The 19,458-nt window shown below is 42.8% G+C and carries 14 protein-coding genes; 7 read left to right on the top strand and 7 right to left on the bottom strand.

Features of this window, described 5'->3' with window-relative positions; all coding sequences use genetic code 11:
* Nucleotides 1–80: 80 nt before the first annotated feature.
* The 4 genes from EI161_RS08670 to purF all read left to right on the top strand — a co-directional run bounded on the left by EI161_RS08670 (nt 81) and on the right by purF (nt 4,308).
* Complete coding sequence (locus EI161_RS08670; protein WP_225735302.1) at nt 81–659, top strand: DUF4870 family protein; 579 nt, start codon at nt 81–83, stop codon at nt 657–659.
* Nucleotides 660–891: 232 nt separating this feature from the next.
* Entirely contained in the window at nt 892–1,926 is a 1,035-nt protein-coding gene (locus tag EI161_RS08665) for a quinone-dependent dihydroorotate dehydrogenase (RefSeq protein WP_192523736.1), read from the top strand.
* A 46-nt stretch (nt 1,927–1,972) separates the two neighbouring features.
* Nucleotides 1,973–2,470: a CvpA family protein gene (locus tag EI161_RS08660; RefSeq protein WP_192523737.1), complete on the top strand. Its 498-nt coding sequence runs from the start codon at nt 1,973–1,975 to the stop codon at nt 2,468–2,470.
* Nucleotides 2,471–2,772: 302 nt separating this feature from the next.
* Nucleotides 2,773–4,308 (top strand): amidophosphoribosyltransferase, encoded by a 1,536-nt coding sequence (purF, locus tag EI161_RS08655; RefSeq protein WP_192523738.1) that lies wholly within the window; start codon nt 2,773–2,775, stop codon nt 4,306–4,308.
* 115 nt (nt 4,309–4,423) lie between these two features.
* Here the strand turns inward: purF and EI161_RS08650 are convergent, their stop codons facing one another.
* The 6 genes from EI161_RS08650 to yajC form a co-directional block, all read right to left on the bottom strand.
* The gene (locus EI161_RS08650) at nt 4,424–4,783 is read right to left on the bottom strand and encodes an AzlD domain-containing protein (RefSeq protein ID WP_192523739.1); all 360 of its coding nucleotides are present in this window, start codon (nt 4,781–4,783) and stop codon (nt 4,424–4,426) included.
* Nucleotides 4,773–5,504, bottom strand: coding sequence for an AzlC family ABC transporter permease (locus tag EI161_RS08645; protein WP_413038382.1), 732 nt, complete (start codon nt 5,502–5,504; stop codon nt 4,773–4,775). Before EI161_RS08645 ends, EI161_RS08650 begins: the two co-directional genes overlap by 11 nt.
* 80 nt (nt 5,505–5,584) lie before the next feature.
* Complete coding sequence (locus tag EI161_RS08640) at nt 5,585–7,009, bottom strand: MATE family efflux transporter (protein WP_192523740.1); 1,425 nt, start codon at nt 7,007–7,009, stop codon at nt 5,585–5,587.
* 289 nt (nt 7,010–7,298) lie between these two features.
* A complete protein-coding gene (gene secF / locus EI161_RS08635) occupies nt 7,299–8,594 on the bottom strand; it encodes a protein translocase subunit SecF (RefSeq protein ID WP_192523741.1) in 1,296 nt (431 codons plus the stop codon).
* Between the two features lie 9 nt (nt 8,595–8,603).
* Entirely contained in the window at nt 8,604–10,481 is a 1,878-nt protein-coding gene (gene secD, locus EI161_RS08630; protein ID WP_192523742.1) for a protein translocase subunit SecD, read from the bottom strand.
* 392 nt (nt 10,482–10,873) lie between these two features.
* The gene (yajC, locus tag EI161_RS08625) at nt 10,874–11,203 is read right to left on the bottom strand and encodes a preprotein translocase subunit YajC (protein ID WP_192523743.1); all 330 of its coding nucleotides are present in this window, start codon (nt 11,201–11,203) and stop codon (nt 10,874–10,876) included.
* Nucleotides 11,204–11,637: 434 nt separating this feature from the next.
* Here yajC and EI161_RS08620 point away from each other — a divergent pair, with 434 nt between their 5' ends.
* The 3 genes from EI161_RS08620 to EI161_RS08610 all read left to right on the top strand — a co-directional run bounded on the left by EI161_RS08620 (nt 11,638) and on the right by EI161_RS08610 (nt 17,060).
* Nucleotides 11,638–12,927 carry a CNNM domain-containing protein gene (locus EI161_RS08620; protein ID WP_192524656.1) on the top strand — a complete coding sequence of 430 codons (1,290 nt, stop codon included), beginning with the start codon at nt 11,638–11,640 and terminating at the stop codon, nt 12,925–12,927.
* A 373-nt stretch (nt 12,928–13,300) separates the two neighbouring features.
* On the top strand, nt 13,301–13,795 hold the full coding sequence (locus EI161_RS08615) for a hypothetical protein (protein ID WP_192524655.1): 495 nt from the start codon (nt 13,301–13,303) through the stop codon (nt 13,793–13,795).
* A gap of 244 nt (nt 13,796–14,039) precedes the next feature.
* On the top strand, nt 14,040–17,060 hold the full coding sequence (locus EI161_RS08610) for a LysM peptidoglycan-binding domain-containing protein (protein WP_192529434.1): 3,021 nt from the start codon (nt 14,040–14,042) through the stop codon (nt 17,058–17,060).
* Nucleotides 17,061–17,224: 164 nt separating this feature from the next.
* Here the strand turns inward: EI161_RS08610 and EI161_RS08605 are convergent, their stop codons facing one another.
* Entirely contained in the window at nt 17,225–18,433 is a 1,209-nt protein-coding gene (locus EI161_RS08605; RefSeq protein ID WP_192524653.1) for a transglycosylase SLT domain-containing protein, read from the bottom strand.
* Between the last annotated feature and the right edge of the window lie 1,025 nt (nt 18,434–19,458).

Genomic DNA, 19,458 nt, shown 5'->3' with positions numbered 1-19,458 from the left:
TGCTTTTAGAATCCCCCGCTTGAGCTTGTCGAAAGTGGCGGGAGTATGTCAATAATCACTGCCAAATAGTGATGTTTACGATGAGTAACTCTGCTAACCGCAAACCTGATGAGCGTGTGAGTCAACAGATTAAAATTCCTAAAAATTATGACAATGAGCGTGAGACTATTGGGACAGTATTTGATTATGAGAGGTCTGATTATGCGATTACTCAGCAAGGACAACGTAATATAATGAGCGACAACATGAATGATAATATGAACAATGGCAAGCGCCGTTCCTTGATCACTTATAATCACATCACTTACTTTTTGTATGTGATTAGCTATTTTACCGCTGGTCTATTATGGATAGTACCGATTATCATGAATTATGCCAAGCGGCATGATGCTGATGGCTCATGGCTAGCCACGCATTTTGACTGGCAGATTAAGACTTTTTGGTACGGTATCGTTTGGTTCGTTGTTGGTATTATTATCATAACTTTTGCTTTAGGTGGTTTCGGGGTCAGTATGTTTGCCGATAGTGGGAATATCGCCATTGGTTCATTGCTATTGGCTGGGCTTGGTCTATTCATTATCGCCTTTACTTTTATTTGGCATCTGTATCGTATGATCCGAGGTTGGATAGCTTTGACTGATGGACGTCCTGTCCCTTAGAGGGTGTATAGAGGTTATTAGAGGTTCATGATACAGCAGTCTTATCTCTTGAAATGAACGGCGAATGACTATATGGCTTAGTTGATAAGCGCACGCATTTATGAGCGTTTTAATATAAAAATTTAGCGCATGAAACTTTGCTCTTGTTTCTGTTAAGCTGATATAATCGCTGCGCTTGATTTCATTCGCACTTTTTATTCATTATCTCTTTTGAGCAGGGTCTGTCATTACTATGTCTTATGCCTTACTTCGTCCTTTTTTGTTTAAGATGGATCCCGAACACGCCCATGAAATGACTTTGTCTTTATTGGACAAAGCGCATAAAGCGCGTGCTTTAGGCTTGGTATATGGTCAGTCGATGCAGCCAACAGACTGTATGGGGCTGCAATTTACCAACCCAGTCGGCCTAGCAGCAGGGTTGGATAAAAATGGTGACTATATTGATGCGCTTGCGGAGCTGGGCTTTGGCTTCATAGAAGTAGGTACGGTCACGCCAAGACCACAAGTAGGTAATGATAAGCCCAGACTGTTTAGAATCAAACAAGCAGATGCCATTATCAATCGTATGGGGTTTAATAACCAAGGGATTGATTATCTGGTTGAAAATGTCAAACGCTGCAAATACAAAGGCAATATTGGGATTAATATCGGTAAAAATGCCGATACACCAGTAGAGCAGGCCGCTGACGATTATGTTTATTGTTTAGAGCGCGCCTATCCACATGCCTCGTATATTACTGTGAATATATCCTCGCCAAATACCAAAAATTTACGTGATTTACAGAGTGGTGAAGCGTTGACTCAGCTGTTGCATACGATTAAAAATCGTCACAGTCAATTAGCGACCGAATATGGTTTTTATGTGCCATTGGTGCTAAAAGTTGCGCCTGATTTAGAGCCGCTACAAGTCGATTATATCTCACAGCAACTATTGGATTTTGAAATTGATGGCCTCATTGCGACCAATACCACTTTGGGCCGTGTTGGTGTTGAAGACTTGAAAGATGGCGATCAAGCAGGTGGTTTATCTGGTCGACCCGTCAGCCACATTAGCACTCAAATTTTACAACAATTCTCTGATCAACTGGATGGTAAAGTAGCTTTGATAGGCGTTGGTGGTATTGATAGTAGTGCTAAAGCCATTAAAAAAATTGAAGCAGGCGCAGATATGATACAGCTATATACGGGTCTCATTTATCGCGGTCCTGGGCTGGTACAGTCTTGTATTCAGGCTATCGGTGGCTATTACGATGCGATGGAAAACTAATCAATAGTTATCCAGGAATAATGAGTAGAGCGATGAGGCATAAAACATGAGTGGTCTGGATATTGTGATTGCTATTGTTGTCTTGATTGGATTATGGCGCGGCTTTCAAGTCGGATTAATCAAAACAGCGGTTGGCTTGGTAGGTTGGTTTATTGCGCTTATCGCCGCTACTCGATTGGCAGGTACAATCTCACCTCAATTATCAGGTGTCGTTCAAAACCCTGTATTACAAATGGCGATGGCTTTTTTATTAGTCGTGATTGTTATATTGGCTATCATGCACTTAGTGGCATTTGTATTCTCAGGAGTACTCAAAACCTTGCGCTTGGGTGTCGTTGACAAAATGGCAGGCGGTGTCCTAGGTGCAGCCAAAAATGTACTGATGGTTTTGGTGGTTCTTAGCGTTAGTGCGCCATTCTTGGTACAAATGCCGCAATGGCAAACTTCAGTGCTCGCGCCTGAATTGCTACCTTATGCACCGATGGGTAAGGCACTAGTCTCAGATGTGCTAGGGCTGGCTTGGGATCAGGTCAATCAGTCATAAACAGTCAAATTTTCATATTTCAATGCTGAGTTTCTTATTATATCTATAACTCGTAATCTCTATAACTTCTTTTTTAGGGTTCTGGCTTGTATAACAGCTAGGGCGCAAACGGGACACTCAAAAAATCATTGAAAAATCAATGATGGCCCGTATAACTGGCAATTTAAAAAATAAATTTTCGTTAAAATCTGAACAAGTATCATCAGGTCGGCGGTGAGTGACAGCTGTTATTTTTAATAGTGTGCTGTCAAAAATTTGCCGTTATTGTAGTACTAATGTATGGGTAAAAACAGGATATAACTATGTGTGGAGTCGTCGGGGTTGCAGCTCATGAGCCAGTTAATCAAATTCTTTATGATGCTTTAACGATGTTACAGCATCGCGGGCAGGATGCAGCAGGTATTGTAACTTTGCAGGATGGACGACTCTATCTGCGTAAAGAAAATGGCATGGTGCGTGACGTTTTTATGAATCGTCATATGATGAAACTGGTTGGAAAATTCGGCATCGGTCATGTGCGTTACCCAACAGCGGGTAGTTCCAGTAGCGCCGAGGCACAGCCATTTTATGTCAATTCACCTTATGGCATTACGCTGGCGCACAACGGTAACTTGACCAATGCTGAGAGTTTGGCCAAAGAATTGTATATTGAAGACCGTCGCCACCTCAATACGGATTCAGATTCTGAAGTACTACTAAACGTACTAGCACATGAAATGCAGAATTTGGGCAAAACCAATCCAACGGCGGATGACATTTTTGAAGCCGTAAAAGCGGTTTATAGCCGCTGCGAAGGCGCTTATGGCGTCGTGGCTTTGATAACGGGTCATGGTTTGCTCGCGTTTCGTGATCCTAATGGCATTCGCCCACTGATATTTGGTGAGCGCTTGGCTGCCAATGGTGGCACAGAGTATATGGTAGCTTCAGAGTCAGTTGCTTTGACAGGTTCAGGATTTAGTATCATCCGTGATGTGAAGCCTGGTGAAGCTATTTTCATTGATTTAGACCATAATCTACATACCTATCAGTGTGTAGAGCAGCAAGAGTACACCCCTTGTATTTTTGAGTATGTGTATTTTGCTCGTCCAGATTCGATTATGGACAACATTTCTGTTTATAAATCACGCTTGCGCATGGGTGAAAAACTGGCGGATAAAATCCTTGCAGAATGGGGTGAAGATCACGATATCGATGTGGTCATTCCTATTCCTGATACCTCGCGTACTTCAGCGATGGAGCTGGCGCTGAAGATGAATATCAAATACCGTGAAGGGTTTATGAAAAACCGTTATATCGGTCGTACCTTTATCATGCCAGGTCAGCAGCAACGCAAAAAATCAGTTCGTCAAAAGCTCAGTGCCGTACCGCTAGAGTTCAAAGATAAAAACGTGCTACTGGTTGACGATTCTATCGTCCGTGGTACGACGTGTCACGAAATTATTCAAATGGCGCGTGATGCTGGGGCTAATAAGGTATTCTTTGCTAGTGCTGCGCCACCAGTCAAATATCCAAACGTTTATGGTATTGATATGCCGGTACGTAGTGAGCTCATTGCCTCAGGTCATACGGTAGAAGAAGTGCGCGATATCATCGGTGCGGATCGTTTGATTTTCCAGGATTTAGATGACTTGATTGATGCGGTAAAAGATACTAAGTATAGCAAGGTTGAAGGCTTTGATTGTGCGGTATTCAATGGCTGTTATGTCACTGGTCAAATCAATGAGGCTTATCTTGAGCATCTACAAGAGCAGCGCAATGATACTGCTAAAACAGGTAAAAAAGGCGTACAAATCGTTGCTGATACCCCAGTGGATATGATGGGTGTCGAAGAGCTTTAGAGAGTCTGACTCCTAACTTCGCCAATTTCATATAGCATTCTTAGAAAAAAAAGGCTGGATTCTTACTAGAATCCAGCCTTTTTATATCTAGATATGCAGTTTTGCCAAGGCTATTTTAAATGAACAAGGTATCAAATAACCAAAGAAAACCATTAATTGCAGCAATACCCACAACCATACTGACCAATAACTGACGACTAATATGATAAATCAATAACACCAAAATAAGCGCACCAATTTGTGCCAGTAGTAAGTGTAACTCTGCGCTATTTAGGCCAGTGGTTACGGACAGCTCTTGATAGGAGAGGCTGGTTAAAATAAGCAATACCATCACGGATAGCGGCAAACTTTCATTTAGTCGATGCAGCCAAGGCGTGTCCAACAGTTTTTTTGGTATTAAAGCAGGGAGGGCGCGTGTAACAAAGGTCACGGCTGCCATGGCGAAAGTGGCAAAAATTAGATAACTACTGGTCATTATTTGCTCCCGTCATATCACGCTGTATCCAAAACCCACGAGCTAAAATCAACAACATACAAATAGTAATCGCCACCAATAATAACCAGTTGCTAGTAAAGAAGGAAGCCACAATTAAAGAAATTACCGCAATGCCAATCGGGAAATAACGCTTGATGCTTTGAAATTGCTCATAAGCCAAAATAGCAAACAGACAAACCAAGGCAAAATCTAAGTGCGGTACCAAATCACTGAGCGCGCTGCCGATAAAGACGCCAATCGCACTCGCTAATACCCACCAGCTTTGATTAAATAGACTAATAGGCAGTATCAGTGCTTGGCGTGACTCGTTAGGTAGGCTGGTCATGACGGAAAACGTCTCATCAGTCAGCGCGAAGAGACAATAAGTTTTGGCCAGCTTTTGTTTTGGCAGGTATTGTAACAATGGCATGCCATAAAACACATGGCGCAAATTAATGGCAGCAATATTAGTGGCTATATTACCAACTGGTAAACCAGCACTCAGCATCGGCAAACAAGCGTATTGAGCTGCACCAGCATATAGCACAATACTAAGCATAATCGTGGCCCATACCGGAATACCAGCCACTTGTGCTAGCACACCAAAAGCAATACCCGCAGGCAAATATCCCATGGCGACTGGTAGGCTTTTTTTAAAACCTTCCATCCAATGGTAGCTCATATCGGGCTGGTGATTTAATTCATTCGAACGAGTAGTCACATGACATCCTAATTTTTCTTGCTAACATTATTCGTTGATTATTTACTTTCTTATTTTAAAGCTTGTGAGATTAAACAGTATTAATGTTCAGGCTGTAGCTTTTCATAACTGCCTGTTTGATGAGCATGATATAAAAAACCGCCTAGGATAATGAGTCTTAATAATAATAAACACCATACGCTGAGCCATATTCCCGTCATATCCCATTGCTGGTAAAGCATCCAGCTCAATGGGAAAAATATGACCGCTAGTATCAGGGCCGCATTACGAATCACACTGCCCGCTGTTAAGCCAAAAAATATACCGTCCAGCCAATACGCGCCAACACCAACGAGTGGTAGCAATACTGCATACAAATGATAGTCATAAGCGAGAGTAAAGACGGAGTCAATATTGGTCATAAATTGTAAATAAGTTGGCATCCCAAGCCACCATATCGCACTTAGCATTAACGCCAGCCCATAACTGACCACGCCCGTACGTTTTACGATAATACGAAAGCGTACCCAATCGCGTCGCCCTGCGGCTTGACCGCTTAAAGTCTCAGCAGATACTGCAACGCCATCAAGGGCAAAGGCTGAGATACTTAATACTTGTAATAAAATAGCATTGGCGGCCAGTATGACGTCGCCGCTTTGGGCAGAAAGGCGAGTAATCCAAGCAAAGCTCAGCGTTAAGATAAGCGTACGAATAAAAATATCTTTATTCAGTGAAAATAGCCTAAGCATTTTATTTTTGGTGAAATGCTGTCGATCGGCCTGAAATAATGCTGCCCAAGATATTTGTAGATGTCGACGACTTAGCCATAATGCCAATAAAACACCTAACCAAAAAGCAATAGCAGTGCCCAACGCTACGCCTACTAAGCCCATATTTAGACCGAAAACAAAAAATAAGGTGAGTATGATATTGAGTATGGCGATAAAACCTTGCTGATAAAGCATGTAGCGTGTTTTGCCTTGGCCGGCAAACCAGCCAATGAAGGCAAAGTTCATCAGTTCAGCGATGACCCCCCAAAAGCGCACATCCAAGTAAGTTTTTGCCGCTTGCCCACTATTGGGGTTGGCTGACAAGGCTTGCAAACCGAAGTCAATCAACCAAGGTTTTGCTAATAGTAAAATAGCACCAATACCAAATGCCAGTAATAAGGCGCGCTGCAAAATAGACAGTAGGGGTGATGGCAGTGGATTTGATGGTTTTGTTGTATTACTGGCAGAGTCATCAGCGTGATTGGCCAGTTGTCCAAGCGCTTGAGCCGACAGTCCAGATGAAGCATACTGTAAAAAGTTAAAACTGACGAGCAGTAAAGACAGTAACTGTATTGCCAAGCCCATACCTGCCAGTTTGGCAGTATCATTCATGTTCCCCACAATCGCCGTATCGATAACACTTTGTAGCGGCATGGCAAGATTGGCCAATAACACTGGCAAAGCTATAGCGATGATACGCGTATAACGAGTATCAATCGGTGGCATCGCATTGGATGGTGGTGTGGCAACAGTCATTTTTGGCTCGTTTATATTTAAAGAACAAGGTGGGGGCAGTTTGTTGTTTAATACTACGACATCAGCGTAGCATGTTTGATGTTTAAGGCTAGGGCGGATCCTCAAACAGCTACAAAGACAAAAGCACCTAGACTCACTATTCATGAGTCAGGTGCTTTTATTTACGTTTGTTCGAACACTATCCTAGCTCATTATAAGCTAAAATCAGCATAAATAAGACTGGTTAAACGTGGTCTTAATTCAGCGTTTTTTTGATCTAAGCATCATTTAAACAACGTCTAAATACCACCTAAACATTGTCTTGTTCAAACATTTTTGGATCATTAAAAGTAACGATTTCTTCTTCAAACTCTGGTTTTACTTTTACAATAAAATCATCACGTGATAGACCCATACGTAATGGAATCGAGCTGGCAATATACGTTGATGAGTAAGTACCCGCTAATAGACCGATAAAGAGTGCGACTGAGAACCAGTATAGCCCATCACCACCTAAGAACATCATCGCCAGCACGACCAATAAAACAGTCGAGATGGTCATGATCGTACGGCGTAGCGTCTCGGTTAAGGATAAGTCAATGGTCTGGCGCGGCGTAATGCCACGGACGCGGCGGAAGTTTTCACGGATACGGTCATAAACAACAATAGTATCGTTCAGTGAATAACCAATCAAAGCCAATACCGCGGCCAATACCGTCAAATCAAATGGAAAGCCAAATAAAGCAAAGACACCAATGGTCACAACCGCATCATGAAATAACGACAGTACCGCGCCAAGTGCTAGCTTGAACTGAAAGCGCAATGCTACATAACCAAGCATACAGGCTAGCGCTAAGGCCAACGCCATGACGGAGTTTAAATAAACTTCGTTACCAACTTGGCTACCAATGATATTAACGTTGCTGATATCAGCAGTATTATTAGGCAATGCTAATGCGTCACTGAGACTGTTACTTAGCCCATCAACGTTATCAGATTGAGGGGGCAAGCGTACGAGCAGTTCTTCTCGGGTACCTAGATACTGTACCACGGCGTCATCAAAGCCATTGTCAGCAAGTGCTAGCACGACTTCGTTTTGCTCAACAGGTTGTTCATAACGCACATCTGCAGAAACACCGCCTGTGAAATCAAGCCCAAAGTTCAAACCATTTACGGCGATAGCAATGATACTACCAATGACCAATAATATAGATAAAATCGCCATTGGCTTTTCTATCTTCATAAACGGAATAATACGCTGGTTACCAATGGCTTTGATACCACCTTCGGCCATTGCTGCGGCATCATCAGCGGCATCACCTGTTTCTAGGTTCGGGTCAGTAGCCGTGTTAGGGTTTTGAGTGGCCAGAGCTTGATGCTTTTGATCAGCCGCTTTCCCGCTGCCTTTACCACCACGGCGAGATTTACTTCTACTGGATTTAGCTGTGGTAGGGTTATTGGTTTGGGTGTTACTGCCTTTGCCATCGCGGCGTGGTTTTTTACGGCGGCGCGTGTTTGCGTTATTTGCATCACTGTTTGAGCCACCTGAACCATTTCGATCTGGAGTGTTCTGCTGTTCTAGAGGATTATTCTTATCGATCGCCATAATGTTCTCCTAACCGATGCTCAGACGTTTGATAGATTTACGCTTACCATAAGCAATTTGTACCAGCGCACGTGTGACCAAAATTGCGGTAAATAGCGAGCTAACAATACCAATAGCTAGCGTAACCGCAAAGCCTTTAATCGGACCAGTACCAATCGCAAATAGAATAAATGCGACCAATAGCGTGGTGATGTTGGCATCGAAAATACTACTAAAGGCTCGGTCGAAACCTGCCACGATGGCAGATTTTGGCCGTACCCCGTTTGCCAGCTCCTCACGTATTCGCTCAAAGATCAGCACGTTGGCATCGACGGCCATACCGATGGTCAGGACGATACCAGCAATACCAGGTAAAGTAAGCGATGAGCCTAAAATTGACATAATAGCAATGATAATAATCACGTTCACTGCTAGCGCCACGTTAGCGATGACACCAAACAGACGATAGAAGATAATCATAAACGCAAAGACTAATAAGTAACCGACTTGAGTCGAGAATAGGCCTTTCTCAATATTGTCTTGACCCAATGATGGGCCAATGGTGCGTTCTTCTACAAAGTACATCGGGGCGGCAAGCGCACCCGAGCGTAGTAATAGCGCAAGCTCGGCTGCTTCAGCACTACTATCTAGGCCAGTAATACGGAAAGACGAACCCAATACCGCTTGAATGTTAGCGCGGTTGATGACTTTGGTTTCAGCATAAGGCGTTCGTATTTCTTCAGTCTCGCCAGTTTCTGAGTTTTCTTCGTAAGTAATTCTTTGTTTATTTTCGATGAACAATACAGCCATCTGTTTGCCAACCGCTGTACGGGTGGCATTTTGCATCAGCTTACCACCAGCACTATCTAGCGTAATACTGACTTCAGGAGAGCCGCTTTCATCAATGCCAGTTTGTGCATTAGTGACTTTATCACCAGTGACAATCGCTTGGCGGTTTAGTAGTACAGGTGGACCATCAAGTGTCTCAAATGGGAAAGCTTCAGTACCCGCTGGAGGGATGCCGCCCATATAGTTTTCGCTGTCTTCAGCGACCATGCGGAACTCAAGGTTTGCTGTACGTCCTAAGACACGTTTGGCCTCAGCGGTATCTTGTACCCCAGGCAGTTCTACGACGATACGGCTGGCACCTTGTGATTGCACCAAAGCTTCGGTAACGCCAAGCTCAGCAATACGGTTACGCAAAGTAGTCAGGTTTTGATTGACCGCATAGCTATTGATTTCGTCTAAAGTCGCATCGTTATAAGCTAAGATTAGTGCAGGACCTCGCTCATCAATAGAAGACTGCACGCTAAAGGTGGTGCCCATTGAGCCTTGCAAAATATTTTGTGCACGATTACGAGCGTCTGTATCAGCGAAATGCAGCAATACGCTTCGATCTTCAGTTTTAATACCTTTGATCGCCACTTTCTCAGCACGTAGCTCACGACGCATGTCGCGACTGGCACTGGTCAAACGCTGTTCAAGCGCCTTGTCCATATCGACTTCTAGTACAAAACGGACACCACCGCGTAAATCGAGACCCAGTTTCATCGGTTTTGCGCCGATATCACGTAGCCACTGTGGTGTCGTCTGTGCTAGGTTAAGCGCAACCACATAATCTTCGCCCAGATTTTGACGCAGCACTTCTCGGGCTTTTAGCTGGTCGACTGGGTTATTAAGACGTACCAGCGCACTGTTACCCTCAAATGTACCATCATGGTTATTCAGTCCAGCCTCTTCTAGCAAGCTTTGAGACTGGGTCAAGATGCCTTCGGACAATTGCGTGCCTGCAGCGGCACTAGTAATCTGCACCGCAGGTTCGTCAGGGTAGAGGTTAGGGGCAGCATATAGACCGGCAATGATTAGCACGACGGTAATAATTAAGTATTTCCAAGCGGGATATTGCATAATCACTTCTTTAGGTTGATAAACGACTGGCGACGTAGGCCACAAGTTAGCAGATGGGAAGTTAGCGATAGCAATGGTAGAGCGCCGTATTTGGCATCGTCATCATGCACCATTGCGATCATCCGCGATGATAGTAAAGCGTAAAATAGTAAATCAAATAATACAGACACACCCTTATATAGTCATCAAAAATATCACTGATAAGACTCATAAGAACCGTATAGTTAAACCAATAAACATAGACTATTGTCATCTATGAGGCTGCTTTGCATCACTATTTTATAGGGAAAAATGACCGTAAATAATAGACGGTCATTTTTAATCACTATATTTATTAATGATATAAAGATTAATAACCATCAATAAAATGCTATTAATCTTCTAACGAGTCATTAAACGCTTTCGATAGTGCCAGCAGGCAGTACTGAGATAACAGAAGCACGCTGTACTTTTACATCCGTGTTGTTATTTAGGCTAACAATCGCATAATCACCTTCTAGACCTTTGATACGACCCATCAAACCACCAGCAAAGATGATCTCACTACCAACAGTCAATGCATTGACCATAGCACGATGTTCTTTGGTGCGTTTAGATTGTGGGCGAATCACCAAGAAGTAAAAAATCGCAAAAAAGGCAACAGGCAGTAGGATTTGACCGAATAATGATGCAGCGCCGGCAGCTTCTGGTGCAGCATGAGCAGCTTGGATAAATAAGAACATAATTTCTCTCAATAAGTCATGGATAATAATAAAATTAAACGCATAGTAACAAAAATTCCCAGACTTGGTAACTGTTAATCATAGGCTGGGTATGTTTTTCTTAAGCTAACAGCCCACAAGCCACTCATAATTATTGTAATATAATTTTTGTCGCCGCAAATTAGCGATGTTAATGCACTACGAATATAGAAGGATATCAAAAAATTAAAACTTAAAAATAGTGAATTATTGTGAAATAGCACCATCAATGCTACTATCAAATGGCAATAACAACCTGTATTTAGCATGCTATTTATTGAGGTATAATAACGCCTAATATGAATAACTAAATTGGTTTTTATCCATTATTTATTGCCGCTTTAGCCGCTTGCTAATCGAGCTACTATTGTTTTTTCTCTTCTCTGTTTAGGTTACCTAACTTGTTCATCACTTTTATGTTTGTACCTCGTTTATGCCGGCCGCGCGCTCCTAAAGAAGCGTCGGCCAAACCTCCTCCGACGACACGCTATCTGAGGCGGTTGAATCGTACTAAATCAGTCTCGAGGCTATCGACGTTCATTGCGATAGCCATGATGCTACTGCCTTATCCGGCCTTTGCTGCTGATACTTTAGCAGGGCCAACAGCGGCCAGTGTCCTACTGCTCATATTTTTTGTGGTTGTGGCCATTGGTATCTCGTTTGTCTGCTCCTTAGCAGAGTCTTCACTACTCAGTATGACGCCGTCTTATATCGCTGATGTGCAAGAGAGCAATCCCAAAAAAGCAAATATGCTAAGAAAGCTAAAGGTTGATAATATCGATCAATCGTTGGCGGCTATTTTGACCTTAAATACCGTGGCGCATACGCTAGGATCTATTGGTGCTGGTGCTCAGGCCACGATTGTGTTTGGCAGTGCTTGGTTTGGGTTGTTTTCTGCGATTATGACCTTGGCGATTCTGTTTTTATCTGAAATCATTCCAAAGACACTGGGTACTTTGTATTGGCGCCAATTGAGCGGCGTCGTGGCTCACTTTGTTCGAGGTATTATCCTATTGCTTTACCCGCTCATTTGGTTCTCAGAGCGACTGACCAAACTGCTTGTGCGTGGCAAAGAGCCCCAGACATTTAGCCGTCGTGAGTTTGCCGCGCTTGCTAGTATCGGTGAAGAGTCAGGACAAATCGACCCATTAGAGTCGCGCATCATTCGTAACTTGTTGGCGTTTGGTGCCATCAAAGTCGAAGATATCATGACCCCGCGTTCAGTGATGCTATCGTTTGAAGAAAATAAAACCGTTGCTGAGTTGTTGGTTGACCGCCCAAAACTGACGTTTTCACGATTGCCGATTTATGATGGTGACTTGGATAATATTACTGGTTTTGTATTAAAAACCGATATGCTATTGGCAAAAGTTAATCACGCGGTGCATAAACCATTAACGCAGTTCAAACGAGAGATTACCTTTGTATTTTCAAAGATGAAACTCTTTGATTTGCTAGAATTTATGCTAAAAAACCGTATTCATATTGCTATTACTGTGGGTGAGTATGGCGAAGTCAAAGGACTGGTTACTTTAGAAGATGTGTTTGAAACTTTATTAGGTCTTGAAATTGTGGATGAAATTGACCGCGTGGAAGATATGCAAGCATTGGCACGACAAATGATGGACAGACGGGTAGAGCGTTTGGGTATGAAACTCAGTGATGATGAGCATCATGAAGATAATAGTAATGATGCTAAATTGTAATACAGAAGCTTAGGGCTTGGTTGATGTTCAACACATCCTAGCGTTTTAGCATTCGCAATAATTACACAGGGTGTCACATAGCTGTGAGAATTGAATGATAGGCTCACTTTATGATACAAGTATGCCATCATTCTTGACAAAGTATTTAAACAAAGCTCTAACCATCAAGAGCACAAAGAAAAATATAAAAAATGTTAGGGCATGTTGAGCATTCAATTAGGGCACTTACAACTAGGGCACTTAAAATTAAGGCACTTAAAAGAAAATATAGCTTGTCTCATTGAATGGCATAAAAAAATCAGCTGTCAATATATGACAACCACATATCATAATCAGATATGACCACCACGAAAAAGTATCGCTAAGGATTATCATGAAAGCATTATGGGAAAAAGGGCTGTTGGCTCTATTGGTGAGAAGCGCCAGCGTCACTGCAGTTATCGCAGTGGCAAGTACTGTAAGTATCAGCGCGCAAGCAGCAACCATGACCGAAGCTTTGGTGCAAAACTATGCAGCAGCAATGAAGTCATCAGCGAATAGCCAAAGTATCAACCAAGTATCACGCTTGGTGTCCGATGACGCATTGATTTCATTGTCTAGAAAGGGCAAGTCTACCAGTTTAGATAAAGACGCCTACCTTAGATTACTTCAGGATAGCTGGAGTAATACCTCTAACTATCGTTACAATATTTCTGTAGATGATGTCGTCATTACAGGCGCACAGGCCAAAGCCAATGTGACCACCAATGAGAGCTGGGTAAAAGACGGTCAAGAAGTCTCGTTTGTTACCACATCTAGAGTAACATTGACACTATCAACGGGTAATGCGGTGCTACTACGTGCGGTATCACAAGTAGCGATTAATTAGTCATTGACACGCCCTAGTCCGTGCTTGATGGCGTTAAAATCTTTGACTATTAAGTTTTGATATTAATAGGCATCATGGTTTTATTGAGTGTCAGTCTTCGTCATTTAAATACGAATCCAGCTTATGAGAAATATTCTTAGATGATTATCTTTTTCTATTAGGCTGGTTTTTACGTTACATAGCATACTATACTATCAAGCAACTTTATTTCATCACTTCTTGTCGTTAGGAAAACTCCCATACCATGTCTACTGTGCTATCAAACTCTCGCTCATTTATTGCGTTGCCATTGACGCTTGCGGTATCAACTTTACTTATCAGTGCTTGTAGCAATACGTCAACGGTAAAAAACAAGGGTGCGACCAATAGCTCATCTGTCATTACCAAACGTCCTGCTAGTTCTGCTAACAAAGCCACTACCTCAACCAGCAGCGCTGATTATTCAACCGCATATTTGGATGCGGATAGCTTGGATGAACTGGCAGATTTGTTAGAAGCCACTGACATGACAATGGTCGAAGGTAATAAGCTTGTCATCCAGCAATATGGTGATTTGTGGAATCGCTTACGTGCAGGTTATCGCATGAATGGCGGTCAGCCGATGTATAATCAGCGTATCGAAGGCCAAAAAAGCTGGTTTACCAGTCGACAAGACTATCTCAACCGTTTGACTGCGCGTGCCAGTCGCTATATTTACCACACGGTACGAGAGGCTGAGCGCCGCAATATTCCAACGGAGCTTGCTTTATTACCAGTGATTGAGAGTTCTTACGATCCCAGTGGGACCAGTAGTGCCGCTGCGGCAGGCTTGTGGCAGTTTATTCCAAGTACTGGCCGAATTTATGGTCTAAATCAAAGCAGTACGTATGATGGTCGCCGTGATGTCATTGAATCAACACGCGCTGCTTATGATTTTTTGACCGCGCTGCACAATCAGTTCGGCAGTTGGGAGTTGGCATTAGCGGCTTATAATGCTGGCCCTGGCCGTGTACAAAAAGCCATTGATGCCAATGCCGCTCGTGGATTACCAACAGATTATTGGTCACTTAGATTGCCCACTGAAACCATGAACTACGTACCGCGCTTTTTGGCGGTGGCCGAAATAGTCGCCAAGCCTGAACAGTATGGTGTGTATTTACCAGCGATTGCTAACCGTCAGCATTTCCGTAGTGTGCCAGTGAATTATGGCGTGAGCATATCTGAGGTCGCACAGCTCACTGGTGTCACTTATGATGAGCTAGAAAGATTGAATACGGCGCTCACCTCTGGTCGTGTCGATTCTTCAGGTCCACAGCGTATTATCATCCCTAATGATGTGAGCCTGAATACCGATTCTAAACTAAGCGCCTTGAAGGGCAATGGTATGGGTAACGTGCTTGCATCGAGTAGCACGAGTACACCAAGCAGCACAAGCACGCCAAGTTATAATAGTAAGCCATATACGAGCTCTTCGCTGCCATCTACTGGTGGTGAGCTGGCTGAATATGCTGCTAGTGCTAGTGTCCCTCAGCAAAAAACCAGTTATATTTCTCCTTCATCATCATCGAGCAGCTCTGCTTCTAGTAGTAATACGTCAGCTCGTACGGAACCACCATTAACCTCAGCTGAAACGAAAAAAATCAATGATGAGCTAAAGAGCAGTAATAGTTTACCGACCACTTCTGCTACGATCACACAAAACAATACGATTGTCCAAGAACCACCGCTAAGTAAAGAAGAGCGCGATTTTATTGCCAATCAAATTCGTATCAGCACTCCTGAAACCAACGTGGTCAATGCGGATGGCAATATTAATCTATCAGCAGTCCAAACCCAGCAGTCTATTTTGGAAGCCAGTGGTGAAGAGAAGAAGCTGAGTTTTGCGAAAACACCAGTCAGTAAGCCGAAGCCACAAGGCACGCGTACAACCTATACGGTAAAGCGTGGTGATACTTTATCTAATATCGCCAGTCGTGCAGATGTGAGCTGGCGTGATATCGCAGAATGGAACCAAATAGATGCCAGTGCCAAGCTGTTATCTGGCAGTACCTTGTACTTATACGATGCAAAAACCATCGAACCATTGAGTACGGCGAGTAATACAGCGGCAAGCCAACCAGAGAGCTACGTGGTAAAAAGTGGCGATACGCTAATTGGGACAGCGAATCGCTTTGGTTTATCCGTCACCCAGCTAGCCACTTATAATAATCTAAGTAGCCGTGCAGACCTACTTAGAGGTCAAAAGCTATGGTTGATACCCGGTAAAGTGACTGCGCCAGCGTCGACACCTGCTGCGCCATCGACCAAACCAAAAAAATCGAGTGCAGCCACCAAAAACTATAGAGTAAAAGCAGGCGATGGCTTGATTGCCCTTGCGCGTCAGTTCAATATACCCACCAATACGTTAGCCAATCTTAATGGTATCAGTACGAGAGACTCGTTGTACGTTGGACAGGTGCTAAAAGTACCCGCCAATGTCGACTTTACTTCTACGAGCACTGCGCCTAGTAGCACTAACACTGCAAGCAATACCAGTACTTCAAGCTCAGTACCGACGACCAGTTATAAAGTTAAATCGGGTGATACCTTAATTGGTATTGCTAGTAGTGTGGGTGTTAGCCCAACAGAGCTGGCTGCAGTGAATAGCAATTTTAATGCTAAAGCTCGTTTGCAACGTGGGCAAACTATCAAAGTACCGGCGTCTAAAGAGTTGGTAGACCGCCAGTTAAACAATAAAACAGTCAGCTATAAAGTAAAATCAGGGGATACTTTAACGGCTGTGGCTAGACGTTATAATATTGGTCTAAGTGACTTGGCAGCTGCAAACAATCTAAAAACCAATTCTAATCTGATACTGGGTCGCACCATCACTATTCCCGCCAGTGGTAGCGTTGCGGTTGCTGCTAGTAATACTAATCAAAGCAGTAGTACTACGGCGGCTAGTAGCAATACGACTACCGCGAGCAGTAGCGGCAAAAAGCTGGGCAATACTGAGCGTTATAAAGTTAAGTCAGGCGATGGTTTGATTGCCTTAGCACGTCAATTCGGTGTTTCAGTAGCAGATTTGGCGGCGACCAATGATTTGGCGACCAATGCACAGTTGCAGCGTGGGCAGACTATCAACGTACCCGACCCAACGGTGAGCTATACCGTTGGGTCGGGTGATAGTCTGATTGGTTTAGCCCGTAAGTATGGTGTATCAACGCAAGAGTTGGCTGAGATGAATAATATTGCCGCAAACACCATGCTACAGCGCGGTCAGCGTTTGACCGTGCCCAATCGCTAACGGACGCTTAGCAATTAATAATGGTTGATTTAGTACTGTTTAAATACGCTATCATTTTTTGACAAACCGTACATTCAAAAAATTCTAACCAAAAAAAGCTGCTCTACTATTATTAATAGTAGAGCAGCTTTTTTAGTTTAAAACATCTAAATAATACGTATTGCTTAGACAGTCTGAGTTTTTATCGTTTCAAGATAACTTCTGATATTACTAACATAATGCATCGCTTGCCCATAACGGCTATTAGACGCTCTATTATTATCTAAATAGGCATAGACGTTGGCCCAGCTTTTATCATTAATACCTCGATTTCGTAATGTGCGCTGAATCCCTTTTATCGCGTTTGGCCCCATATTATAGCCCGCAAGCGCAAACCAGATACGATCAGTCTTTGGTACATCAGAAAAATCCGCTTTCATTTGCTCTAGGTAGCGCGCACCGCCGCCGATACTTTGATACGGGTCAACGCGATTTGAGACGCCCATCGCTTTAGCGGTATTGTTGGTCAGCATCATTAGTCCGCGTACACCAGTCGGTGAGACGGCATTGGCGTCAAGATGGGATTCTTGATAACCCATTGCCACCAATAATTCCCAATCATGATTATAATTACGCGCTTGCTCTTCAAAAGACGATTGATAGTCAGGCAGCTTTTCTGTTAGTGTTTTTTGAAAGTGGTCCTGACTGTAAGCGTCTTTTAATAAGCTTTGGTTGTAAAAAGCCGCAAGCTTTTGAGTGTTTTCGAGCTTGATGCTATCACATAAAAAATAACTGGCTTTTTGGGATAATGGATCATTGGGCGAGTTGAACGACCAGCTAACTTTTGGGTGCAGGCCATTTTTGGTCAAACTGGCATCGTAACCACAACTAACATTAACAGATGATAGATTGAGCTTACTCTTTAGCTGCGTACTGGCAGTCGTTAACGCCATATCCGCTTTACCTGCTCTTAAGGCTTTGAGCGCCGCTTCTTCATTCGCATAAGCTTTTAGGTCGATATCGACACCCAACTCGTCGGCATAACTACGTACCAAATCAAAGCCGAAGCCATGTTGGAAGCCATCAGTCGCAAAATAAGTGCTGTCGCCTGGGACAGCGGCGATGGTCAAGGTGTTTTCCAGCATGACATTATCATAGGCTGGCACCTGCGCACTCATGGTCGTCAAACTCTCAGCAGGTAATGAGAGTAGGGCTATACTAGAGACTTGTGCCAACTTTTTGGTTTTGGCAAAGCGAGCCGATGGATTGGGGGTAACGGATGAAACGATGTTACTTTTAGTGTTTGGTAGGCGTTTAGATGGACGTAATAAATAAGAAATACGACGTCTGGCCCCTTGCGCAGATACTTTCACACGATAAGTAATACGCTGCATGGATGTCTCCTGATTTTAGCCATCCTGCTTACCGTAAAATGTCTGTGAGTGCGCTGATAATCAAACAGCACTCAACGAGTAACATTTTAGATAACACTACGCTTTTAAATAATAAGTGCAGCATTATCTTGTTTAATCATACTGCCACCAACATACGCTTATAAGCGTTAGTGGTAAGTTTTACAATTGGCTATCTATCGGCGTATTTACTTAATACTTAAGAGTATCAATGTAAATTTCTTAAAAGTCTCATTTAAAGTGTTTTGACCAAATTCTGGACGCACAATAATACGAAGGATATAAATCAGATGATTCCTTCATCGACGATAGATAGAGCTATTGCAAAAACAACTATGCATTAAACATAGGTAAGGTCATGAATAAGTTAATGAAACAAAGCCATAGATCAGTTGGGCAACATCATTACTATTTAGTATTAACAGATATCGATACTAATATAGTCGTTCAACTTTCACTACGCTAATATCAACAACGACTCACTCTGTAAAGGGTAAAAGTAGAGTAGTGGTTAATGATATCAATTGTTCAGCAATAAAATTCAGTAAAACGTCGTACTTGATAGCCCATGAGTTATATCTCAAAATACTATCCATCAGATGCTACTAAACCATTATTGCGACACTACAATCGCTGAATGCTGTTATATATAATGCTATATACCGCGTTGCTAAACATATTACTCATAAAGAATAATGAGGTTTTGAGCAGTTATCATCGTTTAGTGCCATAACCGGAAGCTATAATAATGGGAAGTTTCATGACAAAACATTCTTTCTTACAGGGGTAATATGTAGTTACTCATTGTATTATTCAAGTAGAATTAAGAAAATAGCGATAAAACTTAACAATTAGCCTATAAACGGTAAAATTTGGCAAAGTTATAAACTTTCAATCAAAAAATAACTAAGAAATTTGAAGCAGTACCGTAGCGTTTTTAAAGTATTTTAACTAGGGCGTGTTGAACATTCATAATTTCAGCCAGATATAAGCGCAAGCGAGAGCGA

Origin of the sequence: Psychrobacter sp. FME5 (assembly GCF_014861375.1) — a bacterium.
Taxonomy (GTDB): Bacteria; Pseudomonadota; Gammaproteobacteria; order Pseudomonadales; family Moraxellaceae; genus Psychrobacter.
Note: the sequence above shows the minus strand (reverse complement) of the source record. Positions and strands in the feature narration are given on the sequence as shown.

Coding starts and splice junctions, on each gene's coding strand:
- EI161_RS08660 (WP_192523737.1), top strand. CDS start 1,973: ATGAGTGGTCTGGATATTGTGATTGCTATTGTTGTCTTGATTGGATTA.
- secF (WP_192523741.1), bottom strand. CDS start 8,594: ATGGCGATCGATAAGAATAATCCTCTAGAACAGCAGAACACTCCAGAT.
- EI161_RS08615 (WP_192524655.1), top strand. CDS start 13,301: ATGAAAGCATTATGGGAAAAAGGGCTGTTGGCTCTATTGGTGAGAAGC.
- EI161_RS08620 (WP_192524656.1), top strand. CDS start 11,638: ATGTTTGTACCTCGTTTATGCCGGCCGCGCGCTCCTAAAGAAGCGTCG.
- secD (WP_192523742.1), bottom strand. CDS start 10,481: ATGCAATATCCCGCTTGGAAATACTTAATTATTACCGTCGTGCTAATC.
- EI161_RS08640 (WP_192523740.1), bottom strand. CDS start 7,009: ATGACTGTTGCCACACCACCATCCAATGCGATGCCACCGATTGATACT.
- yajC (WP_192523743.1), bottom strand. CDS start 11,203: ATGTTCTTATTTATCCAAGCTGCTCATGCTGCACCAGAAGCTGCCGGC.
- EI161_RS08650 (WP_192523739.1), bottom strand. CDS start 4,783: ATGACCAGTAGTTATCTAATTTTTGCCACTTTCGCCATGGCAGCCGTG.
- EI161_RS08610 (WP_192529434.1), top strand. CDS start 14,040: ATGTCTACTGTGCTATCAAACTCTCGCTCATTTATTGCGTTGCCATTG.
- EI161_RS08670 (WP_225735302.1), top strand. CDS start 81: ATGAGTAACTCTGCTAACCGCAAACCTGATGAGCGTGTGAGTCAACAG.
- purF (WP_192523738.1), top strand. CDS start 2,773: ATGTGTGGAGTCGTCGGGGTTGCAGCTCATGAGCCAGTTAATCAAATT.
- EI161_RS08605 (WP_192524653.1), bottom strand. CDS start 18,433: ATGCAGCGTATTACTTATCGTGTGAAAGTATCTGCGCAAGGGGCCAGA.
- EI161_RS08665 (WP_192523736.1), top strand. CDS start 892: ATGTCTTATGCCTTACTTCGTCCTTTTTTGTTTAAGATGGATCCCGAA.